Origin of the sequence: Nocardia nova (assembly GCF_002933465.1) — a bacterium.
Classification (GTDB): domain Bacteria; phylum Actinomycetota; class Actinomycetes; order Mycobacteriales; family Mycobacteriaceae; genus Nocardia; species Nocardia nova_B.
Genome location: NZ_PSZE01000025.1, coordinates 17810 through 43676, shown reverse-complemented (window position 1 = coordinate 43676; position 25867 = coordinate 17810). Strand labels below are relative to the sequence as shown.

At 68.5% G+C, this 25867-nt stretch carries 24 protein-coding genes; 10 read left to right on the top strand and 14 right to left on the bottom strand.

All coding sequences use genetic code 11. From position 1 onward, the window contains the following. Positions 1-90 precede the first annotated feature (90 nt). From C5E41_RS24915 to C5E41_RS24900, 4 genes are all read left to right on the top strand, one after another. On the top strand, positions 91-1347 hold the full coding sequence (locus tag C5E41_RS24915; protein ID WP_104378218.1) for a sensor histidine kinase: 1257 nt from the start codon (positions 91-93) through the stop codon (positions 1345-1347). Further along, complete coding sequence (locus tag C5E41_RS24910; RefSeq protein ID WP_104378174.1) at positions 1344-2036, top strand: response regulator; 693 nt, start codon at positions 1344-1346, stop codon at positions 2034-2036. The genes C5E41_RS24915 and C5E41_RS24910 overlap by 4 nt, the downstream gene beginning before the upstream one ends. A gap of 104 nt (positions 2037-2140) precedes the next feature. Further along, positions 2141-3943 carry a PspC domain-containing protein gene (locus tag C5E41_RS24905; protein WP_104378173.1) on the top strand — a complete coding sequence of 601 codons (1803 nt, stop codon included), beginning with the start codon at positions 2141-2143 and terminating at the stop codon, positions 3941-3943. Then, positions 3936-4157, top strand: a complete 222-nt coding sequence (locus C5E41_RS24900; RefSeq protein ID WP_104378172.1) for a hypothetical protein — start codon at positions 3936-3938, stop codon at positions 4155-4157. The genes C5E41_RS24905 and C5E41_RS24900 overlap by 8 nt, the downstream gene beginning before the upstream one ends. A gap of 88 nt (positions 4158-4245) precedes the next feature. Here the strand turns inward: C5E41_RS24900 and guaA are convergent, their stop codons facing one another. Beyond that, positions 4246-5829, bottom strand: a complete 1584-nt coding sequence (guaA, locus tag C5E41_RS24895) for a glutamine-hydrolyzing GMP synthase (RefSeq protein WP_439956421.1) — start codon at positions 5827-5829, stop codon at positions 4246-4248. A 216-nt stretch (positions 5830-6045) separates the two neighbouring features. Here guaA and C5E41_RS24890 point away from each other — a divergent pair, with 216 nt between their 5' ends. Continuing rightward, on the top strand, positions 6046-6843 hold the full coding sequence (locus C5E41_RS24890) for an alpha/beta fold hydrolase (protein WP_104378217.1): 798 nt from the start codon (positions 6046-6048) through the stop codon (positions 6841-6843). Between the two features lie 12 nt (positions 6844-6855). Here C5E41_RS24890 and C5E41_RS24885 read toward each other — a convergent pair whose 3' ends face one another. Both C5E41_RS24885 and guaB read right to left on the bottom strand, forming a co-directional pair. Continuing rightward, positions 6856-8025 carry a GuaB3 family IMP dehydrogenase-related protein gene (locus C5E41_RS24885; RefSeq protein WP_104378170.1) on the bottom strand — a complete coding sequence of 390 codons (1170 nt, stop codon included), beginning with the start codon at positions 8023-8025 and terminating at the stop codon, positions 6856-6858. A 417-nt stretch (positions 8026-8442) separates the two neighbouring features. Further along, positions 8443-9987: an IMP dehydrogenase gene (gene guaB, locus C5E41_RS24880; RefSeq protein ID WP_258081238.1), complete on the bottom strand. Its 1545-nt coding sequence runs from the start codon at positions 9985-9987 to the stop codon at positions 8443-8445. Between the two features lie 266 nt (positions 9988-10253). Here guaB and C5E41_RS24875 point away from each other — a divergent pair, with 266 nt between their 5' ends. Further along, entirely contained in the window at positions 10254-10667 is a 414-nt protein-coding gene (locus tag C5E41_RS24875) for a DUF5319 domain-containing protein (RefSeq protein WP_025347353.1), read from the top strand. A 171-nt stretch (positions 10668-10838) separates the two neighbouring features. Here C5E41_RS24875 and C5E41_RS24870 read toward each other — a convergent pair whose 3' ends face one another. The 3 genes from C5E41_RS24870 to C5E41_RS24860 all read right to left on the bottom strand — a co-directional run bounded on the left by C5E41_RS24870 (position 10839) and on the right by C5E41_RS24860 (position 13621). Beyond that, positions 10839-12035 carry an anti-sigma-D factor RsdA gene (locus tag C5E41_RS24870; protein ID WP_104378169.1) on the bottom strand — a complete coding sequence of 399 codons (1197 nt, stop codon included), beginning with the start codon at positions 12033-12035 and terminating at the stop codon, positions 10839-10841. Continuing rightward, complete coding sequence (locus C5E41_RS24865) at positions 12028-12606, bottom strand: sigma-70 family RNA polymerase sigma factor (RefSeq protein WP_104378168.1); 579 nt, start codon at positions 12604-12606, stop codon at positions 12028-12030. Before C5E41_RS24865 ends, C5E41_RS24870 begins: the two co-directional genes overlap by 8 nt. A gap of 127 nt (positions 12607-12733) precedes the next feature. Then, positions 12734-13621 carry a hypothetical protein gene (locus tag C5E41_RS24860; RefSeq protein ID WP_104378167.1) on the bottom strand — a complete coding sequence of 296 codons (888 nt, stop codon included), beginning with the start codon at positions 13619-13621 and terminating at the stop codon, positions 12734-12736. 646 nt (positions 13622-14267) lie between these two features. Here C5E41_RS24860 and C5E41_RS24855 point away from each other — a divergent pair. The 3 genes from C5E41_RS24855 (at position 14268) to C5E41_RS24845 (ending at position 15867) form a co-directional block, all read left to right on the top strand. After that, positions 14268-14561 (top strand): WhiB family transcriptional regulator, encoded by a 294-nt coding sequence (locus C5E41_RS24855; RefSeq protein WP_030513510.1) that lies wholly within the window; start codon positions 14268-14270, stop codon positions 14559-14561. A gap of 420 nt (positions 14562-14981) precedes the next feature. After that, on the top strand, positions 14982-15557 hold the full coding sequence (locus C5E41_RS24850) for a sigma-70 family RNA polymerase sigma factor (RefSeq protein ID WP_104378166.1): 576 nt from the start codon (positions 14982-14984) through the stop codon (positions 15555-15557). A 1-nt stretch (position 15558) separates the two neighbouring features. Further along, the gene (locus C5E41_RS24845) at positions 15559-15867 is read left to right on the top strand and encodes an RskA family anti-sigma factor (protein ID WP_258081237.1); all 309 of its coding nucleotides are present in this window, start codon (positions 15559-15561) and stop codon (positions 15865-15867) included. Positions 15868-16105: 238 nt separating this feature from the next. On the opposite strand, the gene groL is transcribed toward C5E41_RS24845, so the two are convergent. Further along, positions 16106-17713 carry a chaperonin GroEL gene (gene groL / locus C5E41_RS24840; RefSeq protein WP_104378165.1) on the bottom strand — a complete coding sequence of 536 codons (1608 nt, stop codon included), beginning with the start codon at positions 17711-17713 and terminating at the stop codon, positions 16106-16108. A 184-nt stretch (positions 17714-17897) separates the two neighbouring features. Continuing rightward, positions 17898-18200: a co-chaperone GroES gene (gene groES / locus C5E41_RS24835; RefSeq protein WP_030513506.1), complete on the bottom strand. Its 303-nt coding sequence runs from the start codon at positions 18198-18200 to the stop codon at positions 17898-17900. A 688-nt stretch (positions 18201-18888) separates the two neighbouring features. Between groES and C5E41_RS24830 the strand changes: the two genes are divergently transcribed. Continuing rightward, on the top strand, positions 18889-20472 hold the full coding sequence (locus C5E41_RS24830; protein WP_146097672.1) for an Hsp70 family protein: 1584 nt from the start codon (positions 18889-18891) through the stop codon (positions 20470-20472). A gap of 27 nt (positions 20473-20499) precedes the next feature. Here the strand turns inward: C5E41_RS24830 and tsaD are convergent, their stop codons facing one another. The 6 genes from tsaD to alr all read right to left on the bottom strand — a co-directional run bounded on the left by tsaD (position 20500) and on the right by alr (position 25769). Continuing rightward, positions 20500-21534 (bottom strand): tRNA (adenosine(37)-N6)-threonylcarbamoyltransferase complex transferase subunit TsaD, encoded by a 1035-nt coding sequence (gene tsaD, locus C5E41_RS24825; protein ID WP_104378164.1) that lies wholly within the window; start codon positions 21532-21534, stop codon positions 20500-20502. Next, positions 21531-22064 (bottom strand): ribosomal protein S18-alanine N-acetyltransferase, encoded by a 534-nt coding sequence (gene rimI, locus C5E41_RS24820; protein ID WP_104378163.1) that lies wholly within the window; start codon positions 22062-22064, stop codon positions 21531-21533. Before rimI ends, tsaD begins: the two co-directional genes overlap by 4 nt. Further along, positions 22061-22750: a tRNA (adenosine(37)-N6)-threonylcarbamoyltransferase complex dimerization subunit type 1 TsaB gene (gene tsaB, locus C5E41_RS24815; protein WP_104378162.1), complete on the bottom strand. Its 690-nt coding sequence runs from the start codon at positions 22748-22750 to the stop codon at positions 22061-22063. Before tsaB ends, rimI begins: the two co-directional genes overlap by 4 nt. Positions 22751-23018: 268 nt before the next feature. Continuing rightward, positions 23019-23504 (bottom strand): tRNA (adenosine(37)-N6)-threonylcarbamoyltransferase complex ATPase subunit type 1 TsaE, encoded by a 486-nt coding sequence (tsaE, locus tag C5E41_RS24810; RefSeq protein ID WP_104378161.1) that lies wholly within the window; start codon positions 23502-23504, stop codon positions 23019-23021. Next, entirely contained in the window at positions 23497-24627 is a 1131-nt protein-coding gene (locus tag C5E41_RS24805) for an alpha/beta fold hydrolase (protein ID WP_104378160.1), read from the bottom strand. The genes tsaE and C5E41_RS24805 overlap by 8 nt, the downstream gene beginning before the upstream one ends. Beyond that, positions 24627-25769 carry an alanine racemase gene (gene alr / locus C5E41_RS24800; RefSeq protein ID WP_258081236.1) on the bottom strand — a complete coding sequence of 381 codons (1143 nt, stop codon included), beginning with the start codon at positions 25767-25769 and terminating at the stop codon, positions 24627-24629. Before alr ends, C5E41_RS24805 begins: the two co-directional genes overlap by 1 nt. Positions 25770-25867 lie beyond the last annotated feature (98 nt).

Here is a 25867-nt window from a genome sequence, read left to right as displayed (position 1 = left end):
AGACGATCAGCGGACGACCGCGCCCTTCGACGTACGGAGTCGCGCGATCGGCCCGACGTGGTTCCGGGCCGAGCCTCCTATGATCGCCACATGCCGGACCGCGTCGCACCGCTGCGCCTGCCTGCTTGGTCTCAGGATCTGCTGCTGGCGGTATTCATCACCGTGATGCAGGTCCAGGGCACGGTGGTTCGCAACAGTGCCCGACCCGAATCGGTACTGCGCCCACTGTCCGATTTCGGATATCTCGGCTATGTCCTGCTGATCACCGCGGGTGCCGTTCTGGTCGTGCGGCGACAACGGCCGGTCGCCGTATTCGCCGTCACCGCGCTCACCAGCGCGGTCTACTATGCCCTCGACTTTCCGGACGGGCCCGGATGGCTGGCTCTGTTCGTGGCGATCTACACCGTCACCGCGCACGGAGACGGGCGTCACTCGCTGGTGGTGGCCGGAGTGGGCATCGCGGCCCTGACCGCGGTCTGGCTGCCCGCCGCGTCGGACGTCGAACCGCCGGCCGCGATCGGCTGGGTCTATTTCCGGATAGGTGCGGCCGTGATGAGCGCCGCGCTCGGCGAGAGTGTCCGGTCGCGGAAATACATTGCGGCACAAGCCGTGGAACGCGCCGAACTGGCGGAACGTACACGGGAGGAGGAGGCCCGCGCGCGGGTCGACGCGGAACGTCTCAGGATCGCCCGCGAAGTGCACGATACGGTTGCCCATGCCATCGCCGTCATCAACGTCCAATCCGGCGTCACCGCGCACGTGCTGGACAAACGTCCCGAACAAGCGCGCGAGACCCTGAAAATCATCGAGCGGACCAGCTCCCGGGCGTTGACGGAAATGCGGGCCATCCTCGGCGTCCTTCGTGACGACAACGACGAGCGCGCCCCGCATCCGGGCCTCGCGCAGCTCGGCGAACTCACCGCCGTGGCCCGCGACGCCGGGCTCGAGGTCGAATTCGACACGCTCCCACCACCTCCCGAGATACCCAGCGCAGTCGGCGCCGCGGTGTACCGCATAGTGCAGGAATCGATCACCAATGTGATTCGCCATGCCGGGCCGACGCGGATCGCGGTCGAGTTGGATTACCGTGCCGGCGAGGTGGAGGTCCGGGTGACCGACGAGGGACGGCGACCGGCCGCCAAGACGACCGGCGCGGTAGACCTTACGACGCACCTTACGACGCACGAAACGATCAGCGGAGCGCGAACCGACGGGCGTGGCATCCTCGGCATGCGCGAGCGATGCCGGCTCCTCGGTGGTGACCTCGACGCGGGCCCGCTCCCACACGGAGGATTCGCGGTCACAGCCCGGCTCCCCTTGGCCACGAGGGGAACGGTGCCCCTGTGAGCACCGCGGCAGACGCATCGGGCGGCGGCACTCCGATCAAGGTTCTCCTCGTCGACGACGAGCAGTTGGTGCGATCGGGCTTTCGGCTCCTGCTCGATATCGAGGATGACATCACGGTCGTCGGGGAGGCCGCGAACGGCAGCGAAGCCGTGCGGAAAGCTCGTGCGCTGCGCCCGGATGTCGTACTGATGGATATCCGCATGCCGACGATGGACGGCATTCAGGCCACCCGGGAAATCGCCGCCACCACAGGGCTGCGCGATGTACGCATTCTCATCCTGACGACCTACGACACCGATGCCTATGTGTTCGAGGGGTTGCAGGCCGGCGCCGGCGGCTTCCTGCTCAAAGATGCCGGTCCGGCCGAGTTGCTGCACGGTATTCGCGTGGTCGCCGCCGGTGACGCGCTGCTCGCTCCGCGCATCACTCGCCGTCTGATCGCCCAGTTCACGGCTCGGCACACCGCCGACCGCGCCGCCGAACAGCGGCTCGCGGTACTCACCCAACGTGAACGGGAGGTTCTGGCACTGGTCGGCCAGGGCATGAGCAATGCCGAGATCGGCGCCGAACTGTTCCTCAGTCCGGCCACCGCCCGCACCCACGTCAGCCGGGCGATGGCCAAACTCGGCGCTCGCGACCGCGCCCAACTCGTCGTCATCGCCTATCGAACAGGGCTCGTGTCGCCGTAGACGAGCTCGTCCGGGCCGGATGACGTCGGTCCCGCAGTAGTTCAGGTTCGTTTTCAGGGTGAACCCCGATGCCATTCCATACTGCTCACGGCCACCATTGAGCTATGACCACAGCGAGCGGCGGGACCGGCGGCACGAGCCGGACGGGATTCAGCGAACAGCTCCAGCACCTGTGGCGGACGCGTCCGACACGGCTGCCGGGACAGAGCCCGGTCGCCGGCGTGGCGTCCGGATTCGGCCGTCGCTACGGCGTGGACCCGGTGCTGATCCGGGTCGCGTTCGTGGTGTCGACGATCTTCGGTGGTGCGGGCATCGTGTTGTATCTGGCGGCATGGTTACTGCTCCCCTCCGCGGGTGATGCGGTATCACCGGCGGAGGGCCTGATCAGCCGCGGGCGGAGTTCGCAGTCGTCCACCAAGACCATCGTGCTGATCGTCGCCCTGGCGATCGCGGTCACCACCATGGGCCCGGTGGGCGTCGGGCTCGGTGGCTCGGGGGTGATCAGTTTCGCGCTGATGGTGGCCGGCTGGTGGTTGCTGTACATGCGGCAACCGGAACCGCCGTTCGACGGCTCGTATCCGCCGATGGCTGAGGGTGGTATCGCGGCGACGGGATATCCGGGGGCGAGTTTCCCGGGCGGGTCGCCGTGGAGCGGAAGTCAGTACGGTCCGTTCACCCGACTGCCCGACCACTACGAACCGGACCCGAATACCCCTGCGGGAGGGCAGGTTCCGACCGCGTCGGCACCGGCCTCGAACGCCGATGTTCCGGCGACGACCGAACCGATCGTCGACTCCGCCGCGACTGCCCCGCTGCGGGTCGACCCGGCCTCGGGGACGACGGAAGGCCGTCCGGACGAGGCCCGTGCCGATTCGCCGGGCGATGCGAGCGTAACGACCGGAATCATTGCGGCCGAAGATGATTCGACCGAAGGTCCGTCGAGCCGAGCCGCGGGTTCAGCTGTCACGGCCGATCCCGGCGGCACATCCGAACACTCTGTCGCCGAGGCGGATTCGCCCTCCGGCGAGGTGCCGGCCGCCGATGATCGCCCCACAGTCGCGCTGACTCGGCCGCTCACCGTCGATTCCGGCTCGGCGCCGACCGGCACCTCCGCGACCGAGGACGAGTCCGGCCCGGACGATACCGCCGGTCCCGGCGGGAGCGCCCGTCCCGGTCCGACACTTCCTCCCGCACCTCGGCCCAACGGCACTCGTCCGATCCCGGACCCGGCGCATGTCGGCCCCACCCCGGCCGGCTGGGATCCGCTCGGCGTGGCGCCGATGGCCTGGGACCTGCCCGCCCCCACCCCGCAACGCCCGGTCGCGGTCGTCCCTGCGCCGCGTCCGCGTTCCCGGCTCACTCCCGTAGTGATCGGTCTCGCCGTACTGGCGGCAGCGGCCGCGGGAGCGGTGGCCGCGGCCGGGGCGGACTGGATGACGCCCGCTCGGATCGGGGCAGTGGCACTCGCCGTCGTGGGCCTGGGCCTGATCGCCGGGGCCTTCCTGCGACGCGGATACGGGCTGATGGTGGTGCTGGCGCCGCTGGCGGGATTCGTCATCCTCGCCTCGATGGTGGGCCCCGTCGAATTCGACCGCGGGGCCATGGGCGACCACGTCTGGACCCCGGCCACAGCCGCCGATCTGGCCTCGGAATACCGGATCACCATGGGATCGGGCACACTCGACCTGCGCCAACTGCCTCTCACCGAGAATCGCACGGTCCACGTGAACGTCCAGATGGGCGACTTCCGGGTGCTGGTGCCCGACTCGATGCGCCTGCACACCACCTGCAACGCCAGCATGGGCGATGTGACCTGCCCGCAGGGGCCCACCGGACCGCCCGACGGGCCGATCCTCACTCTCGACGTCGATGTCCACGCCGGAAACGCGGAGGTGAAACGTGGCTGACAACGAAACGGCCGACACCCGGACCGAAAGCGGGCGCGGACCGTCGTTCTCGCTGCTGCTGGCCGGGATACTCGCCCTGCTGGTCAGCGTCTGGGCCTTCATCGGTCCCACGTCCTGGCCCTTCCACAGTGCGGTGCCGGTGGGCTGGATCGTGGTGGGTGTGGCGGTGGTCGTGGGCATCGCTCTGGTGATCTCGCCGCGAAGGAAGAAATAGCCTCGGGAAGAGGGCGCACAACCAGAAAGAAGGGGCCTTCCAGCCGATGCTGGAAGGCCCCTTCTCCGCTATCGGTAGAGACAGCCGCTCATTCCCATTCGATGGTGCCCGGCGGCTTGCTGGTCACATCGAGCACCACGCGATTGACCTCGGCCACCTCGTTGGTTATACGGGTGGAGATGCGTTCGAGCACCTCGTAGGGCAGGCGGGTCCAGTCCGCGGTCATGGCGTCCTCACTCGACACCGGCCGCAGCACGATCGGATGTCCGTAGGTGCGGCCGTCGCCTTGCACGCCGACACTGCGCACATCGGCCAGCAGGACCACCGGGCACTGCCAGATCTGCGCGTCCAGACCCGCGGCGGTCAGTTCCTCGCGGGCGATCGCGTCGGCCTGCCGCAGGGTTTCCAGCCGGTCCGGGGTGACCTCGCCGATGATCCGGATCGCCAGGCCCGGCCCCGGGAAGGGCTGGCGCGCAACGATTTCCTCGGGCAGCCCGACCTCGCGGCCGACCGCGCGAACCTCGTCCTTGAACAGCAGCCGCAGCGGTTCGACCAGCTCGAATTCCAGATCCTCGGGCAACCCGCCGACGTTGTGGTGGCTCTTGATGTTGGCGGTGCCGGAGCCGCCACCGGATTCGACCACATCCGGGTACAGGGTGCCCTGCACCAGATATTCGACCGCGGGTCCGCCACCGTCGGCCTCGGTGCCGGTGGACTTCACGACCTCGGCGACCGCATCCTCGAAGGACCGGATGAACTCCCGGCCGATGATCTTGCGCTTCTCCTCCGGATCGGTGACGCCCTTCAGTTCACCGAGGAACTTCTCCACCGCGTCGACCGTCACCAGTTTGGCCCCGGTGGCGGCGACGAAGTCGCGCTGCACCTGTTCGCGCTCACCGGCCCGCAGCAGGCCGTGATCGACGAAGACACAGGTCAGCCGGTCTCCGATGGCCCGCTGCACCAAGGCGGCCGCCACGGCGGAGTCCACTCCGCCGGACAGGCCGCAGATCGCGTGCCCGTCGCCGATCTGCCCGCGCACCTGCTCGACCAGCGCGTCGGCGATATTGGCCGCGGTCCAGGACGCAGGGATACCGGCGAGTTCGTGCAGGAACCGGCTCAGCACCTGCTGACCGTGCGGCGAATGCAGAACCTCCGGGTGGTACTGCACACCGGCCAGCCGCCGGCCGCGATCTTCGAACGCCGCGACCGGCGCACCGGCCGTCGTCCCCGTGACCTCGAAGCCGGCCGGCGCGTCGGTGACCGCGTCGCCGTGGCTCATCCACACGGGGTGCACCGTCGGCAGTCCGCCGTGCAGCACGCCGCCGTCGATGTTCAGCTCGGTGCGGCCGTACTCACGGGTGCCGGTGTGCGCCACCGTGCCGCCGAGGGCCTGCGCCATCGCCTGGAATCCGTAGCAGATACCGAAGACCGGAATGTCGAGGTCGAACAACCGCGGATCGAGCTGCGGCGCGCCCTCGGCGTACACGCTGGACGGGCCGCCGGACAGGATCACCGCCAGCGGCCGCCGATCGGCGATCTCCTCCACGGTCGCGGTATGCGGTACCACCTCCGAGTAGACGCTGGATTCGCGCACGCGCCGCGCGATCAACTGCGCGTACTGCGCCCCGAAGTCGACGACGAGAACTGGTCGCTGGGTTTCTGCCACCCGCACAGTTTAGTGAGCGCATCAGCGCACCTCGAGAGCGGGCAAGTCTGCCACGCGCGGCCGTGACCGCCCCCACTCCGCCGGTTCGACGCCGGGCATATCGGCCGGTGCCGGCGGCGTTCCGAAACGGCCTATCCGCCAACGCATATCCACCCCCGCCTTCCCTGACGACTGATCGCGAAGGCGGAGCAGCAGCTGTCGGCGACCGCTATCCTCGTGCTCGTGCCATTCGCCCGTGCGATCGATGCCGAGATCCATTACGAGGATTCCGGTGGCCGTGGTCCGGTGGTGCTGCTGGGGCACGAATTCTTCATGGACCGAACGATGTTCGCATCGCAGGCGGCCGCACTGGCACCGGAGTTCCGCATCGTCACCTGGGATGCGCGCGGACACGGCCGCACCCGCGACGAGGGGCTGCCCTTCACCTATTGGACGGCGGCCCGCGACGCACTGACCGTGCTGGATCAGCTCGGCGTCGAACGCGCGGTGGTCGGCGGCACCTCGCAGGGCGGGTTCAGCGCCATGCGCACCGCCCTGCTCGCTCCCGAACGGGTGGCCGCGCTGATCTTGATCTCGACCGAGGCGCACAGCCCGACCCCGCAGGAACTCGCGACCTCACGCCGCTTCCTGGATCACTGGCGGGAGCCGAATATCCGGCACGCCCTCGCCGAGCACATGGCGCACTGGCTGATCGGAGACGACGCCTGGTACCGGGGGGTCTGGACCAAGCGGTGGCTGGCACGCGATCCGCACGAACTCGAGGCCGCGGCCGGATGTCTGCTGGCCCGGGACTCGATTCTGGACCGGCTGGGCGAAATCACCTGTCCCGCACTGGTCATCCATCCCACCCAGGCCGGAATCCCACGCGCGCACGCACTGGAAATGGCGCGCCGGCTGGTCAAATCACGCTTCTGCGAAATAGCGGACGCCCGTCAAGCGGTCAACATGACCCACCCCGCGCAGGTCAACGCCGCGATTCGCGACTTCCTGCGCGGGGATGTGCTGACCCGGCTCACCTGACTGCGCGAAATCTCAGGCCCGCACGCTGAGACCGACCCGCTGGAATTCCTTCAGATCGCAGTATCCGGCCTTGGCCATCGAACGACGCAGGCCACCAACGAGATTCACCGACCCCCACGGATCGCTGGACGGGCCGTACAGCACCTTCTCCAGCGCGGGCTGCTCGTCCGGCTCGGCGAACTGCAGCAGCGCGCCGCGCGGCACCGACGGATGCGCGGCCGCCGAGGGCCAGTACCAGCCGCGGCCGGGCGCCTCCTGCGCCAGCGCGAGCGGCACACCCAGCATCGCCGCGTCGGCACCGCAGGCGATGGCCTTGGCCAGCTGACCGGAGGAGACGATGTCGCCGTCGGCGATCACGTGGACGTAGCGACCACCGGTCTCGTCGAGGTAGTCGCGGCGGGCCGCGGCGGCATCGGCGATCGCGGTCGCCATCGGGACACCGATACCGAGCACCTCACCGGTGGTGGTGGCGCCGGGCATCGAGCCGTAACCGACGATCACGCCGGCGGCGCCGGTGCGCATCAGATGCAGGGCGGTGCGGTGATCGCTGACGCCGCCGGCCACGACCGGCACATCCAGTTCGGCGATGAAGGTTTTGAGGTTCAGCGGTTCCACCGACGAGCCGGAATCTCCGGCCGGCACCGCGCTCGCGCCGCCGACGTGTTCGGCGGAGATGATGGTGCCGTGGACGACCAGCAGGTCGATCCCGGCCTGCACCAGACCCGGGGTCAGGGCGCGCGCGTTCTGCGGGCTCACCCGCACCGCGACCGTCACTCCGGCGGCGCGCACCTGCGCGACCGCGGCGGCCAGCAGGTCGGGCTGCATCGGCGCGGCGTGCAGTTCCTGCAGCAGTTCGACCGCGGCCTCGGGCCCCTTGTGCTCGGCCACCTCGACCAGCTGCTCGATGCGAGCGCTCACATCGGCGTGCCGCGCCCACAGTCCCTCGCCGTTGATGACGCCCAGTCCGCCGAGGCGGCCCAGTTCGATCGCGAATTCCGGCGACACCAGGGCATCGGTCGGATGCGCGACCACGGGGATGTCGAATCGGTAGGCATCCAGCTGCCATGCCAACGACACCTGCTTCGACGACCGGGTGCGCCGCGAGGGGACGATGTCGACATCGTCCAGCTCATAGGTACGCCGGGCGGTCCGACCCATCCCGATCTCGACCATGTCCCGCACTGATGTCTCTCCTTAGTGTGTTCTGCCACGCCGGTGTGTGCGACGAACTCGCGCGCCGGCGCCACGACGTCGCGGCGATCTCATGCCGACGCGCGTCCATCCTCCCAGCTCCCGGCGTACGCCATACGCCGGGGGCGGTCCGTGTCGGACCTGGCGCAGCGAGACGGGCCGAGCGCGGTCACGCATCGACACGACAGACCGGTATCCCAGAGACCCCCTTGGGGCGACGCGTCGCGATGACACACCTTGTCCCGGAAGCACTTCCGTCACCCGTGACACAGCGGCGGGCTTTCCGATCCGGAAGGCCGCCTTGCGGGCCCGGACCACGGGGCCGGCCCCCTCGCCTCGTTCGGCAAGCGCCGCCGCGGCGACCGTGGGGCCGTCGCAAGGACTTCGTCGTCGCCCTCGCCCCGGCTGCTACTTGCCGCGGCCGGTGTAGTTCGGGGCCTCGACCGTCATGGTGATGTCGTGCGGGTGACTCTCCTTGAGACCCGCCGCGGTGATCTGCACGAACTGCGCCTGCTGCAGGTCGGCGATCGACTGGGAACCGGTGTACCCCATGGCCGCGCGCAGACCGCCCACCAACTGGTGGATGACCTGGTTCACCGGACCGCGGAAGGGCACCCGCCCTTCGATGCCCTCGGGGACCAGCTTGTCCTCGGCGAGCACGTCGTCCTGGAAGTAGCGATCCTTGGAGTACGACTTGCCCTGTCCGCGTCCCTGCATGGCGCCCAGCGAACCCATGCCGCGGTAGCTCTTGAACTGCTTGCCGCCCACCAGAATCAGTTCGCCCGGGGATTCGGCGGTACCGGCGAGCAGCGAGCCGAGCATGACCGTCGACGCACCGGCGGCGATGGCCTTGGCGACGTCACCGGAGAACTGGATACCGCCGTCGGCGATCACCGGCACGTCGGCCGCGCGGCATGCGGCCACGGCCTCGAGAATCGCGGTGATCTGCGGGGCGCCGACGCCGGCGACCACGCGGGTGGTACAGATCGAGCCGGGACCGACACCCACCTTGACCGCGTCGGCGCCGGCCTCGACCAGCGCCGCCGCACCCTCGCGGGTGGCGACATTGCCGCCGACGACCTGGATGCGGTCGCCGACCTCGTTCTTGACCTTGGCGACCATCTGCAGCACCTGGGCCTGATGGCCATGGGCGGTATCGACGATCAGCACGTCGACCCCGGCATCGGCCAAGCTCATCGCGCGCGACCAGGAGTCCTCGCCGACACCCACCGCGGCGCCGACCAGCAGACGGCCGTCGCGATCCTTGGTCGCGTTGGGGTACTGGTCGGTCTTGACGAAGTCCTTGACGGTGATCAGCCCGCGCAGCCGGCCGTTGCCATCGACGATCGGCAGCTTCTCGATCTTGTGCCGGCGCAGCAGGCCCAGCGCGGCCTCGGCGGTGACGCCCTCCTGGGCGGTGATCAGCGGCGCCTTGGTCATCACGTCGGCGACCCGGCGGTTCTGGTCGACCTCGAAACGCATGTCCCGGTTGGTGATGATGCCGACCAGCGCACCGGTCTCGTCCACCACGGGCAGACCCGAGATCCGGAACCGCGCGCACATGGCGTCGACCTCGGCGAGGGTGTCGGTCGGGCGGCAGGTGACCGGGTCGGTGACCATTCCGGCCTCGGACCGCTTCACCGTCTCCACCTGGGCGGCCTGATCGGCAGCGGAGAGATTGCGGTGCAATACGCCCATACCGCCGGCGCGGGCCATGGCGATCGCCATCCGCGCCTCGGTGACGGTATCCATCGCCGAACTCACCAGCGGGGTGCGCAGCGTGATCTCGCGGGTCAGCCGGCTCGAGGTCTCGACCGAGCTGGGGATCAGATCGGAAGCGGCCGGCAGCAACAGCACGTCGTCGAACGTGAGGCCGAGCATGGCGATCTTGTTCGGATCGTCACCACCCGTATGCGGGCGGACGGCTCGTTCGCCCATCACGGGACTACTCATCTGATCGACCCCTCCTGGACCTCGAAAGCACCGATACGGCACTCCGGCCCGGCATTCCGGGACCTCGGTACCGATCGAGAACAGCTGATGGATGGTGGAGCCGAAGCGTGCTACCCGGCGCCTGTGTACCCATGGTATCGGCCGCCTGCGGGGGCGACCTCGTCGCCTCCGACACAGTGGTGGGCGAGGGTGACAGCCGCGCAACAAGCGCGTCAAAATGCCTTCAGCGCTGGCGCGGAGGGGGTGGTTCTGCGTACCGTGGGGTTGTGCGTGACCATCTACCACCTGGCCTGCCGCCGGACCCCTTCGCCGGAGATCCCTCCGACCCGTCGGCCGCGCTCGATGCCATTGAGCCTGGGGAGCCGCTGGACCCCCATGAGCGCCTAGCGGTCGAAGAGGATCTCGCCGATCTCGCGGTGTACGAGGCGCTGCTGTCCCACCGGGGCATCCGCGGTCTCGTGGTGAGCTGTGAGGATTGCCGGCAGGACCACTACCACGATTGGGACATGCTGCGCGCCAACCTGCTGCAACTGCTGGTCGACGGCACGGTCCGCCCGCACGAGCCCGCTTACGATCCGACGCCGGAGGCCTACGTGACGTGGGACTACTGCCGCGGATATGCGGATGCCTCGATGAACGAAGCCCTGCACGGCGACGGATTCGACGGTTTCGACGCCTGACGCCTTCGCCGCGTAGCGCTCGGTTCGGCACAGCCGCGCGCACGTTCGGGGTGTGAATTTCACACCTCTGCCGCGGACGTCCTGCGCGCACTTCTCCCTGAATACACGAATCTGAATACACGAATCCGACCGCCAGGATCGGCGATCGGTTCTCGTATCGGATATGTCGTTCTAGTTGATGCCGGTGTGCAATCCTCCACCGGCCGGCGGCACGACCACCGTCGGCGCCGAGGGCACCGACGGATGGACCGGGGCCACGGTCTGCTGCGGCTGCGCCGGCGGGACCACCGCCCCTCCGCCGATGGTGGTCGGCGGATTGGCGGTGGGCTGGTTCGTCGGCGGCTGTTCGTGCGTGGGCGGCTGCTCGTTGGTCGGCGGCTGCTGCTGAGTCGGCGGCTGGTTCGTCGGCGGCTCGGCAGTCGTCGGCGGTTGCTGTTGCTGCGTCGGCGGCTTGGATCCACTACCCGGCTCGGTGCCCGGCGTTCCCGGCCCGGAACCGCTCGCACCGGTTTCCGGCGCGGTCTGGCTGCGCATGATCTCCGGGCCCGGGGTGCTCGGCTTGGAGCCGGTGCTCTCGCGCTGCCCTGGATTGGCAGACTGTCCCGGCGTCGTCGGCGCGACCACTGTCGGGGTGGTCGGCGTCGTATTCGCCTTCGGCTCCAGCGACTCCAGTGCGGCGGCCACCTCGGGTGCGGTGGTCTTCAGCTGATCCAGCAGATGCTGCCAGCGCACCTGCAGATCCTGCTTGCGCGAATTGTCGTCAACCTGCGTCGTGTTGGTGGAAGCGCTCTCCAACAGTGCCTTGGCCTGTTCGGGGTGTCCCTGATCGATCAGCGTCTGCGCCTTGGTCATATCGTCGTCGGCGCGCTGGGCGATCGTGGTCTGCGCCTGCTGGCTGAACACGACCTCCTTCACCCGCCACAACGGGTCACCCGGCTGCGCGCCGTAGGAGAAGGCCGTCGTCCCGCCCGCGATCACCGCGACCGCGGCCGCGGCGCCCATCAGCGGACGTACCAATCGCAATCTGCCGCGGCGATGGGCGTTGACCCTCGCCTCCCGCGCTCCGATCTCCTGGTTGACGGCCGCTACCACGGCGTCCAGATCGGGACCGGCCGGCATCGGAGTGTCGACGATATCGGCTCGCCAATTCGCGAGCAGGCTCGCGAGTTGATACTCCTCAGCACTGTCGGTCGCTACGGGACCGTCGCCCGCGATGGCGTCGATCAGCGCATCGTCGCGTCGGACCGCTGCGATATCCACCGGCCCGGAGTCACCGGACTCCCCGGATGCCTCGGCATAGGGACCGCTGTTCGGCGATCCAAGCCGCGCCTTCCAGTCGCCCCGACCGCGCTCGCCATCCCTAGCCATACATTTCACCTGCCCTCGCCACTTGTGACTTGAGTTTCGCGAGCGCCCGATGCTGAGCCACTCGTATAGCTCCCGCCGTACTGCCCACGGCGACAGCAGTTTCTTCTGCTGACAAACCCATGACCAAACGCAGGATCAGGATCTCTCGATGCTTCTCCGGTAGCGTGGCCAGCAGACTGTTCATCTGCCGGCTCGTTTCGGATTCGAGAGCGCGCTGCTCCGGCCCCTGGTCGGTGGATATGACATCTGGTACTTCGGCCATCGCGTCCGCCTTGTTACGGGCGGCGTTGCGATGTGCGTCGGCGACCTTGTGCGAGGCGATTCCGTACACGAAAGCCATGAACGGCCGCCCCTGGTCCTGGTAACGCGGCAGGGCGGTCATCACAGCCAAACAGACCTCCTGCGCCACGTCGTCCGCGGAGAGCTGCCCACGCTCCGCGGAACCGATCCGCGCCCGGCAATAGCGAACTACCAGCGGGCGGATGATTTCCAGTACCTGGGCTAAAGCCGAACGGTCGCCTCGAGCTGCAGCAGCTACGGCGGCGTCCAACTCCTCGCCCGAGTGCGTCATCGTCAGAGATATTCCTGGCGTTACAAGTGGCACGGCCGGATTTCGACCGGTGCTTCCACCGATCGGTGGAACGGAACCAACAATAGCGGCTCAGCTATGTGAGTCGGACAACATGGGGGATCGCTGCTCACCCGATTTCCGGCCCGACCCGCAGCCGACCGCCCCGACCAGCCAGAACCCGCGCGTACACACCGGCTTCGGCCGCCGCGCGGCGGGCCTCGGCCGGCTCGCACACCCCCGACCGCAACATCGCGGCGGCCCAGCGCAGCGGCAGCAATCCGTGTGCGGCGCAGAGGGAATCGACCAGCTCGGCAACGGCGCGGCTGCGATCGATGTCACCGTCGCCCGCGGCCGCGGCGGCCTGCAGTAGCCGCGACTTCACTTGATGCCGAACCGATCCCATCCGCTCGGCCGCGGCCACCGCCGCCTCGGCGTGCGTCGACGCAGGCTCGGCGACCAGTCCCATACCGGGTGCGGCAAGGGCGGTTTCGGCGCTGACCCAGTGCCAGCGCACCAGCGTCCGCAGGTCCACGGGCGCTCGATCCAGTTCGCCGCGACAGCGCCGAAGCAACCGCGCGGACACTTGCGGCTGCCCGGTACCGAGCGCGTCCGCGGCCAATCCGGTCAGCGCGTCGCAGACCGCCGCGGCGCGCATGGGATCGGCCGCACTCGCCACCGGCAGGTTCGCCACCAGCGCCGCTGCCCGTCCGTCCTGGATCGCGGCGCGTGCGTGCCAACCGAGCTGACGAAGCAGCGACGCCTCGGTGGAGGCCACGAGCGAGCCGAGTGCAGGATCCCTGGTCAGGCGGGCGGCCCGGAGCAATTCGGTGCGGGCGGCCGCGTACCACCCTCGACCACCGAGGACGATTGCCCGCAACCAGGTTCCGGCGGGATCGGCGGCGACGGGCAGATCCGCGAGCGCGATGCCGGGGCGGCCGCCGAACGCCGCGTCGGCCAGTACCGCGGCGGGCCCGGAGTCCAGCAACCCGTCGACTCGCGGGGACAAATCCAACACCAGCGCACCTTATCCGGAGGCGGCACGCGCCCCGCACCGCATGCGGGCTATTTCTCAGCGAAAATCGAGGGCGCCGTGTTTCCATCAGGTAAATCTGCAACGAGCTAACCGCCGGCGCACCGAAGGGAAATTCGCACGCTTTTCGGATTATTAACCTGCCCGCCCCGACGCGGCCATCCGGACTTCTTCCGCACGCGCGAGCCCAGTGTGCCACATCACATATCACACTCCTCAGCGTTGGCAAGCGCAACAGATCTTTTCTTCCGCTAAACACCGCTTGAACTGGGAAAACGCGAGAATCTACGGACGCGTCGCAATACGAGCGAAACAAGTCAACCGGTCAGTATCGCTTTCCCGGCCCGGAAAGTAAACAGTATGCAGGTTAAATCTGAGATCTGTCGGAATTGCGATCACTGTCGACGTATCTATTGACGTGATTTCACTGCGCGACCTAACGTACTTCATCGCCGTCGTCGGCGCCGCGCGAAATTGCGGCGACCGCGTACTGCGATCGCCGGAGATCGGCGATACGGTCCGAGCCCGATCTCGGCGAGGTCACTGTCGCCCCCGCCCAGGGTCCGGACAGACCGCTGCTGACAAGCACCGCTCGACAACGCCGACGAGCTCGCACCATGAGGAGTTCACCATGCCCATGCCCACCCACCTTCCCGGTCCCAACGCCGACATCTGGGATTGGCAGATGCGCGGCTCGTGCCGCGGTGTGGACTCCTCCGTCTTCTTCCATCCCGACGGCGAGCGCGGACGCGCGCGCACCCAGCGGGAGTTGCGCGCCAAGGAGATCTGCCGGACCTGCCCGGTGCTCATGCAGTGCCGCAGCCACGCCCTGAAGGTCAGCGAGCCGTACGGCATCTGGGGTGGCATGTCGGAGACCGAACGCGAGCTCCACGCCCGGCGCAACCGCCGCCGCATGGCCGTCTGACCGGCGCTCGCGAAATTCGGTCGCACCCGACCGATCCGAACCAGCTGGGGCGCCGAATACCTAGCAAACACCCGGCCACTGAACGTGGCCGGCGACACCGGTACAGGCGCAGGTTCTCGGCCACCGCCGATTCGCCTGCCGCATGTTGACCAACAGCCGCACCCAAGCCTCAGCGTTTCGTGAAAGTCATCGGCGTGTCACGGCGTGTCTCCATACACTCCTCGGCGTGTCGTCTTTTGCGCGAAATCCGCTGGGCCACAGGTGCGTTGCCGACGCACCCCACCCGAAAGGAGGTCATAGCGGCGCGCTACGGTAGTGGCCGATGACACAGAATGGAGCGTTGTGACAACGCGGCCGCCGGCCGCAGAGGACGACTCGTTCCAAGGATCCATCGGGGACGGTCGAGTGGCCACACCGAGTGTGGACTCTGCGATCACGGCACGCGCAAGCGAAAGTATCGAGCTGGCGGCACTTCTGGAGCGCTGCGGCCGGTCCGATCAGCAGGCATTCGCCGAGCTGTACGACCGCACGTGCGCCCGGGTATTCGGACTGGTGCTGCGTGTCCTCCACGATTCCGGTTACGCGGAGGAGACGACTCAGGAGGTCTACCTCCAGATCTGGCGCACCGCAGCCAATTTCGACCCGGCCAAGGGTTCGGCGGTGACCTGGCTGATGACGCTCGCGCATCGGCGTGCCGTCGACCGCGTCCGGGCCGAACAGGCGCACGCCCAGCGTGAGGTCACCTACGGCGCCGCGACCCTCGGCAACGAATTCGACGAGGTCACCGAGGAAGTCGGCCGCCGACTCGAACAACAGGCCGTACGCGAGAGCCTCGCCACCCTCACCGAAACCCAGCGCGAGGCCATCTCGCTGGCGTATTTCGGCGGCCGGACGTATGCCGAGGTGGCTACCTACCTCGGCATAGGGTTACCGACCGTCAAGTCCCGGATCCGGGACGGATTGACACGACTGAAAAAGAGTTTGGGAGTGACGTGAGATGAACGAGAGCCAGATCGATCTCGCGCATACGGTCGCGCTCGGATCGATCGGCGACGAGGACCAGCGCGCGGCGCGGGAGCTGTGGGACTCCGGCGATCCGGTACTGCGCGCGGACTTCGACACGGAAGTGCAACTGACCAGAGAAGCTCTTGCCCTGTTAGCCTCGGCGTCGGCCGTCCAGCCACCCGCCACCCTCCGCACCCGGCTCCTGACCGCGATCGCCGACGATCACGCCACCGCCGCACGACACATTCGTCCCCCCGCTCACCGCAACGGTGAGGAAGCCGGTCCCACCTCTCTCAACTGAGCTCCAGCCTCAACGTGAGCCGCGACGTCGCACCGCCCCAGCGGGTATCCACTCGCGGTCTCATCACGAAAACGCCAACGGCCCGTTCACGTTTCGAACGTGAACGGGCCGTTGCTGTGAGACAGGCACCCGTCACCGAGACTTCGGTCCACCCAACCCCAACGGGTCGACGGGCCCTAGTAGGGGGCCACCGCGGCGGAGCCGCGAATCCGACACAGCCCCGCCGCCCGCTTCGATTTCAGTGCGCGTGGCCGTGGTGGTCGTCGGCCGCTTCCTCGGCCGGCTTGTCGACCACGGCGCTCTCGGTGGTGAGCACCATGCGCGCCACGGAGGTGGCGTTGAGGACCGCGGAGCGGGTGACCTTGACCGGGTCGATGACGCCGTCGGTGATCAGATCGCCGTAGGTCAGGGTGGCGGCGTTGAAGCCGTCCTTGCCCTCGCTGACCTTGCTGACCACGACCGCGCCGTCGACACCGGCGTTGGTGGCGATCCAGTACAGCGGCGCCCGCAGCGCCTGCCGCACGACCTCGACGCCGATGGCCTGGTCCCCGGTCAGCGAGTCGCGCAGTTCGACCAGTTTGGTCGCTGCGTGCACCAGCGCGGTACCACCACCGGAGACGATGCCCTCCTCGACCGCGGCCTTGGCCGCGCTGACCGCGTCCTCGACCCGGTACTTGCGCTCCTTGAGCGCGGTTTCGGTGGCCGCACCGACCTTGATGACCGCGACGCCGCCGGACAGCTTGGCCAGCCGCTCCTCCAGCTTCTCGCGGTCCCAGTCGGAGTCGGTGGCCTCGATCTCGCCGCGCAGCTGCGCGACGCGAGCGTCGATGGCCTCCTGGGTGCCGGCGCCGTCGACGATGGTGGTCTCGTCCTTGGTGACGACCACGCGGCGGGCGTGGCCGAGCAGGTCCAGACCGGCCTCGCGCAGGCTGATGCCCAGGTCGGGGTTGATCACGGTGCCACCGGTGACAACGGCCAGGTCGTCGAGGAACGCCTTGCGACGGTCACCGAAGAAGGGCGCCTTGACCGCGACGACCTTGAGGGTCTTGCGGATGGAGTTGACGACCAAGGTCGACAACGCCTCGCCCTCGATGTCCTCGGCGATGATCAGCACCGGCTTGCCGGATTCGGCGATCTTCTCGAGCAGCGGCAGGAAGTCGGGCAGCGAGCTGATCTTCTCCCGGTGCAGCAGCACCTGGACGTCCTCGAGGACGGCTTCCTGCTTGTCGGGGTCGGTGACGAAGTAGCCCGACAGGTAGCCCTTGTCGAACTGCACGCCCTCGGTGATCTCCAGGTCGGTGCTGACCGTAGAGGATTCCTCGACGGTGACGACGCCGTCCTTGCCGACGGTGGTCAGCGCCTTGCCGACCATCTCGCCGATTTCCTCGTCGCGCGAGGAGACGGTGGCGACCTGGGCGATGGCCTTCTCGCCGGAGACCGGCTTCGCGGCGGCCAGCAGCGCCTCCGACACGGCGTCGGCGGCCTTGCTCATGCCGGCGCCGAGGCCGATCGGGTTGGCGCCGGCGGCGAGGTTCTTGAGACCGCCCTTGATGAGGGCCTGGGCCAGCACGGTGGCGGTGGTGGTGCCGTCGCCGGCGACGTCGTTGGTCTTGGTGGCGACGCTTTTGACCAGCTGCGCGCCGAGGTTCTCGAACGGATCCTCGAGGTCGATGTCGCGCGCGATGGTGACGCCGTCGTTGGTGACGGTGGGGCCGCCGAACGCCTTGGCCAGCACCACGTGCCGGCCGCGCGGGCCGAGGGTGACCTTGACGGCGTCGGCCAGCTTGTCGACGCCGCGTTCCATTGCCCGACGAGCCTTCTCGTCGAACTCGATCTGCTTTGCCATGGTTGAGATGTCCTTGGGGTCGGAGTAGTGGACGGGCCTGCGACGACCCGCGGCCGGAAGCAGCGACCACGACGATCCAGGGCCACGACGATCACTGCCCCGGCGCCCATGCGTGGGACACCGGGGCAGTGATCGTTACGGTGCGATCCGGATCGCGACGGCCGCGTGGGTCATCGGTCGGTCATCACTTGTCGACGACGGCCAGCAGGTCGCGCGCCGACAGGATCAGGTACTCCTCGCCGTTGTACTTGATCTCGGTGCCGCCGTACTTGCTGTAGATGACGACGTCGCCTTCCTTGACATCCAGCGGAATGCGCTTCTCGCCGTCCTCGTCCCACCGGCCGGGTCCTACGGCGACGACGGTGCCCTCCTGGGGCTTCTCCTTCGCCGTGTCGGGGATGACCAGGCCGGAGGCGGTCGTCGTCTCGGCCTCGTTGGCCTGGACGAGGATCTTGTCCTCGAGCGGCTTGATGTTCACGCTCGCCACGTTGAGCCCTCCACTTTCAGGGGATTCGGTCGTCCGGGGCTGTTCCCCGGACTCACGGTTTGGTCACGGTGTTGATGCGGCGTTCGTGGAGCCTTACCACTACCGCCGTGCCGACCCTGCGCACAGCCCCGTCGTCGCGGGTGCCGGGACCCTTGCCCAAAGTCGAGCTGGCACCTGAGCACAACCAGTGCCGACTAGCACTCTATACATGAGAGTGCCAGCGCTCAAGGGCGGGCAGTGCTGACATCGCGACACACCCGAGGGCGTGGCAATTGATCCGAAAAATCTGTAACGTTCGGATAACGGATTGTGACAGTATGTAAGACGGTTCCGTGATCGGTCATGTCGTACGACAGTTGTGTCGTTACGTCGCGTCCACAGGACGTAGCCGTCACGCGATCCGTTGAGTACCACTGCTTCACCCACTCGCGCGACGACCTCGCGCACACCTGAGACGAGAACAAGACCGCACGTGATCGACGGCCGGTCCCGACCCTGAAACGGATCGCACCTGATGGGACCGACAGCCTGACGGAATGGCGCCTCACCGGACCGCCCCCGACGGAGGAAGACCCGCCCCGATCCGCGCGCGGAGTATTCGCCGCACAGCGGATGCCCGTGATGTCCGTTCGAGATGGTCGGTTCCACCAAGGCCGTCCGCTCGACCAGCTCGAGAAGGGAGGTGAACATGCGAACATCCCTCGGTATCTCCGCCGGGAACGAGGTCGTCTGCTCGGCCGTCGTCACCACCGCGCCCAACGGTGCCCAGAGCTTCGATTACCGCGTCGTGTCGGCGGATGTGGCACATTCCGATCCGGGTGATCTGGTCGCCTCGTCGATCGAGCTGATGACCACGCGGATACCCCGCGACTACCTGCACCGGGTCGGCACGCACACGCCCGGCGCCTCGGCGCCGCAGACCCAGCCCGTCCCGGCCGGGGCCATCGCGGTCGCCTACCGCGATCGTGAACAGGCGATGGCGATTCGCGCCGCGATCGGGAGGCAGCGCCGGGATGTGCAGCTCATCCCCGAAAGTATTGCGGCACTCACCTATTTGCGCGATACCGGCCTCCTCGACCGCTACGAGACGGTGGCCGTGATCGACCTCGGCGCCTCCGGTACGACGATCACCGTGGCCGATCTGGCCGACGACACCGTGCTGCGTTCGGAGCGCACCGAGACGATCAGTGGCGCCGCGGTGGACGAGCTGATCTACCAGCATCTGCTGGACTGCCATTTTGCCCGCAGGGGCACCCGGCCCAATCGGACCATGCTGATCAACCGCAGCCGGGCCGCCAAGGAGCATCTGTCCATCGCGCCGACGGTGACCATCGATCACGTCGCCGGGCAGCCGCTGAAGTTGACGCGCGCCGATTTCGGTGAACTGATCGCCGATTTGCTGCACGATGCGGCCGACTACGCCCGCGCGGTCTTCGCACGAGCGCCGAAATCCCCCGAGGCGGTGGCGATCATCGGCGGCGGCGCCAATATCGCCTCGCTGATCGAGGGACTCGATGCACTGCTCGACATTCCGGTCGTCTCGGTTCCGGAGCCGGAGGCGGTGACCGCGAAAGGTGCCGCGCTGGTGGCCGATTCGGCCCAGCCCTCGGCCTTCTCCCCGATCGCGCTCGGAAGCGACGGGTCGGCCGGAACCTTCACCAAATTGATCGGTACCCTTGTCGGTGCGGTAGTGGTGGTCGGTCTCGTGGTCGGCTACGGCGTCAAGGAGCTTGTGCCGACCGCCCACCAGGATGTGACCCCGGCAGGCACGACCGGTACTCAGCTGACCCCACCCGCGTCGCCCCCGATGCCCACGGGTACATCGACGGACCGCACCGGGCAGAGCCGGACCGAGCATCCGCCGGCGAGTCCCACCCAGCCGGGCAGTTCGGCACCCGGCACGTCGCCGGGTAGCTCGCTGCCGACCACCCATGCCGATCAGGTGCCGCCGGTCACGCCGACGACCAGCGCGCCGGCCCTACGGCCGGATCCGAATCTGCCACAGATCCCGCTGCCCAACCTGCCGCATCTGCTCGGCCCGCTGCTGGGAACCACCACGCCGCAACCGGTTACGCCCGATACGAGCACACCGACCGGTCCCGCCCGGGGAGCGGCGCCGACCAAGCCGGGCAGCACCCGAATTCCGGTGCCGTCGCACTCGAGTTCCGGGTCCGCGGATCCGGACACGGCCCAGCCGGTCGAGCCGGGCGAATCCACCCCCTCGGGGCCGTCGGCAGCGCCCAGCACGACCACCGTGCAGCCCCAGGACTGAATCGGCGGAATCCTTTTCGGAACGGCCTCAGTGAATCTGGCTGGTGGACACCGAAAGACCCGGATCGGTCGCGACCGTCAACGGAGACGGTTCGGCGCCGCCCGCGATCACGTGGGCGCCCAGGGTGGCGATCATCACGCCGTTGTCGGTACACAAGCGCGGCTTCGGCACCCGCAGGGTCAGACCGGCGGCCACACACCGCTCTTCGGCCATCGACCGGATCCGGGAGTTGGCGGTCGCGCCGCCACCGAGCACGAGCGTGTCCACGCCGACATCGCGCGCCGCGCGTACGGCCTTCATGGTCAGCACGTCGGCCACCGCCTCCTGGAACGAGGCCGCGATATCGGGGATCGGCAGTTCGGTTTCGTTGCGCTGGGCCGCCTCGACGTAGCGGGCGACGGCGGTCTTGAGACCGGAGAAGGAGAAGTCGTACCGCGGATCACGTGGCCCGGTCATCCCGCGCGGGAATGCGATCGCCGCCGGATCACCGTGGACCGCGGCGGCATCGAGCGCCGGACCGCCCGGGAAGCCGAGGTCCAACAGCCGGGCCACCTTGTCGAATGCCTCGCCGGCGGCATCGTCGACGGTGCTGCCGAGTTCGACGATCGGCTCGGCCAGATCGGTCACGCGCAGCAGATGGGTGTGCCCGCCGGAGACCAGCAGGGCCACGCACGGCGGCATCGGACCGTGTTCGAGCGTGTCGACGGCGACGTGCCCGCCGAGGTGGTTCAACGCGTACAGGGGGATATCCCAGGCCGCCGCATAGGCTTTCGCGGCCGCCACTCCCACCAGCAGCGCACCGGCCAGTCCCGGTCCGATGGTGACTGCCAGCGCATCCGGCTTGGCGATGCCCGCCGTCGACAGCGCACGCCGCATGGCGGGCACGATGGCCTCGAGATGGGCGCGTGAGGCGATCTCGGGAACCACGCCACCGAACCGCGCGTGCTGATCGACGCTGGAGGCGACCTCGTCGGCGAGTAGTTCACAGGTGCCGTCAGGATGGCGGCGCACGATGCCGACACCGGTTTCGTCACAGGAACTTTCGACACCTAGGACGATCATGACAGGACCTCGGAATCGTGGGCGCGCTCGGCGCCCGGGTGCGGGAATCCGGTCATCGCCGGGCGGCGCATGGTGAAGGCGTCGGCGCCGCTGGGCTGGTAGTAGCTCTTGCGCAAGCCGATGATGTGGAAGCCGTGCTTCTCGTAGAGCGCGATGGCCGGGGCGTTGTCGGTCCGCACCTCGAGGAAGACCGGCCCACCGCGCCGCCCGGCCTCGGCCAGCAACGCGCGCAACAGGGCGGTCCCGACTCCACCGCGGTGCACGTCCGGATCGACACCGATGGTGTGGATCTCGGCCTCGGGATGCTCGAGCGTACCCAGCAGTGCGATGCCCGCGTACCCGAGCATGCGCCCCGCGTCGTCACGCGCCACCAGATAGCGATTGTGCGAACCGGCCAGCTCCGAGCGGAAGGCCACGTCCTGCCAGGGGTCGTCCTCCGGGAACAGCAGCAGTTCCAATTCGACGCAGCGCGCGATATCGGCCGGGCCCATCGGTTCGATATGGACCAACGGCGAGGATTCGGTACTCATCGCACCGCCTGATAGCTGCGTTCGACCGCATCGGGACGGCGCAGATACAGCGGGACCAGCGGCTGCGGCGTCGCGCGCGCGAGGATGTCGTGGGCGGCACACCGCACCAGCCCCGCCGGCGACGGGGTCTCCGCCGGCAGCACCGGAAGATCGAAAAAGTCCACGTGCGAGGGTGATCCGGCGATCGCGGTCGCATCCCCGGAATCCAGATCGACCGGTTTGCACACGCCGGGACCGTCGACGCGGCCGCTGCGGCGATACCGCGCCCAGTACACCTCGCGGCGGCGGGCGTCGGTCACTACGAGCAATTCGGCACCGGAACTCTCGTCCTGCCCGGCCGGCACCTCGGGCCATGCCTCCGCGGCGATGGCGTCGAGACTGCAGACGCCGTGCACCGGCAGGCCCAGGGCGTCGCCGAAGGCGGCGGCGGTCGCCATCCCCACCCGCAGGCCGGTGAACGGGCCGGGGCCGATACCCACCACGACCGCCCCGATATCGGTGCGCGTTCGGTCGGCCTCGGCGAGGCAGGCCAGAATCTGCGGGGTGAGCACCTCGTTGTGGGCGCGCGCGTCCACGGTTACCCGGGAGGCGAGAGTGCGGACCAGCGGCTGTGTGGCGGCCTGCTCCAAATCCACCAGTCCTGCTGTAACGGCAGGCGTCGCGGTGTCGACAGCAAGTACAAGCATGATTGCCTCAACGATACCGGTTGGTCACCTCCTGTATGCCATCAGCGCCGTCGGCGTATCCGCATGTCGCAACCGCGGGGCAAACCGCTGCCGGCCGGATGCGCGCACGTCGTGACGAGGCGGCCGCGTGGCGCTCGTCAACGACCAAGTGCCGCAACAACTGCCGGGTGCCGATGCGGTGATCTGCGATCCGGGCCAGGCGGCCGGGCCGGATTCCGCGGTGCCGCGTATTCGCCCGAGGCGCATCGGTGGCGAGCATCACAACCGATCAGTACCGACCGACCCACTCCCAGGTGGCGGTGCGAGTCTCCGATTCCGCTTCCCGATGCAACCGCACCCGCAGATGACGGTCCGCGAGATGTTCGACGACGCCGAGGCCCCATTCGACCACCACAACCGATTCGTGCAGATCGGCATCGAGATCCAGGGCTTCCAGCTCGTCGAGATCACCGCCCAGCCGGTAGGCGTCGACATGCACCAGCGGGATCGATCCCGGCGCCGCGCCCGCGCGATGCTGCCGCGCGATGATGAAGGTCGGCGAGCTGACCCGTCCCTCGACCCCGAGCCCGGCCGCGATCCCCCGGGTCAGTGCGGTCTTCCCCGCGCCCAGCGGGCCGTCGAGCACCACCAGATCGCCGGGGCGCAGCTCGGCGGCCAGCTCCCGGCCCAGTGCCTCGGTATCGGCGACCGTGGGCAGTTCCCGGCTCTCGGTCTCGCCCTGTTCTTCCGGGGCTTGCTCGCGGTGCTCAGCCATTGCTCGCCTCCCGGCCCACACCGCATTCGACGGACGCGCCACCGAATACGCCCGTGCGCAACAGCAATCGTTCCAGCGCGGCGTTGATCAGCTCGGGATACTGCAGATGCACCATATGCGCGGCGTCGGTGACCCGGATCAGATCGGCGTCCGGCAGCCGGGCGGCGAGTTCGCGCGAATTGCGGAACGGGATGATCAGGTCGTGGTCGCCGCCGACGACCAATGCCGGCCGCGGCGCGAGCACCGGCAGCGCTGCCGATTCGTCGTGCGCCTGCAGGGCTTCGAGAAATTTCACGATGGTCTCGACCGGTGTGCGATCGATCATCGAGGTGGTGAATCGCGACAGTGTGGGACTGACGTCGCCATGGAACGAACTGACGTGCAGCACCGGAGTGATCAGGTGACGTGCCGTGACCCGTCCCGCCTGCACCAGCGCCGGGGAGGTGTGGACGAGCACTCGGAACCCGTCGATCGCCGGACTGCGCAACAGCTGTGCAGCACCGGCGCGGGTCACCCCGGCCGCGGTGGTGGACAGCAGTGCAGAGGCCAGCACGCGGCGCTCGAACAATTGCGGATCCCGGGCGGCCGCCGCGAGAATCGCCATTCCACCCATGGAATGCCCCACGAGCACCAGCGGCCCGTCGGGGGCACAATCCTCGATCACCCGCAGCAGGTCGCGTCCCAGCTGTGCGACCGTGCAACTCGCACTGCTCGGTATGCCGGAACTGCCGTGCCCGCGCAGATCGAAGAACACCATGCGGACCTGCGGGCCCCACTGCCGCGCCAGATCGCGGCGCTGAAAATGGAACGAGTGCATGCTGTTACAGAATCCGTGCACGAAAACGACGGTGGCAGCAGGGTTCTCGGCGCCGACGACGCGCGTGGCCAGCGGTACGCCGTCGTCGGCCACCACCCGGCGCGCGGGATCGCGGTCCAGCAGCGTGAAATCCTCGTCGCGCAAATCGTCACCGCGAGCCGGCCAGGCGACCGCGGCGCCCATTCGCCGCAGGGCCTGCGCACCGGCCAGCGCGCCCAGCACACTCGCCGACGCCACCCCGCCACGCAGCAGTGTGGACCGTAACCCCCGCGCGCTCCGAAACTGATGTGCCCGTTCGGGTTCCATCACACCATCCCTGCCTGTCCGGTATAGCCTCGCACGACACGGCCGCGCGGGGAACACACGATCTCGTAATCGATGGTGTTCATCAGTTCCGCCCACCGCTGTGCGCGCGGATCGCCCGGGGCCCCGCCGAACAGCACCGCGCGATCCCCCTCCTGCACTCCCTGCCGGTTCTCACCCAGGTCCACGACCAGCTGATCCATACACACCCGGCCGATATTCGGATACTCCGCATCCCCGATCCGCACCGCGATCCGACCGCCCAGGCCGCGCGGCACGCCGTCGGCGTAGCCGGCCGGAATCAGCGCCACCGTGGTGTCGTGCGGCGCGATCCACTCGTGTCCGTAGGACACGCCCTCGCCCTGCGCCACCCGTTTGACCAGGGCGACCCGGGCTCGGAAGGTCATGGCCGGATGCAGGCCGAAGTCGGAGATCTCCGGAATCGGACTCAGGCCGTAGACGGCGATACCGGGCCGCACCATGTCGAACGCCAGATCGGGCCGGGTGAGGGTCGCCGCGGAGTTGGCCAGGTGCACCAGCTCGGGCTGCAGCCCGTAATCCTTGGCGAGGGCGATGGCCTCGACGAATCTGTCCCGCTGCACGTCGATGATCGGATGCTGCGGCTGGTCGGCGTGGGCGAGGTGGGAGAACATCGCCCGCAGATGCACCACCCGCTCGGCGACCAGCTCCTGCAGTAGGGTCAGCACGTGCGGATACTCCGCGGTGGACACGCCGTTGCGGTTCAGGCCGGTATCGAGCTTCAGCGTGACGGTCGCTGTGGTTCCGCTCGCCCGCGCCGCGCGCTCCACCGCCCGCAGATGGGCGGTCGAGGAGACTCCGATCTCGATATCGGCGGCGATCGCGCCGGCGTAATCCCCATCGGAGGTGTTGAGCCAGCTGAGGATGGGCGCGGTGATACCGGCCGCGCGCAACTCCAACGCCTCGGGGATGGTGGTCACACCGAGTTCGGCCGCGCCCGCGGCCAGCGCCGCCCGGCCGACCTGCACCGCCCCGTGGTTGTAGGCGTCGGCCTTCACCACCACCATCACCGCGGCATCGCCTGCGTGCTCGCGCACTATCCGCACATTGTGTGCGATGGCATCCAGATCGACGACGGTCTCCACCTGCGGATCAGCGCTACTCACGGCTACCGATCCTGCCACGCGACGCGCCGCGCCCACCCGGCGCGCCCGGGTGACATCGGATCGAGCCGAAATCAACCCTTGCTTGGAGTGCACTCCAG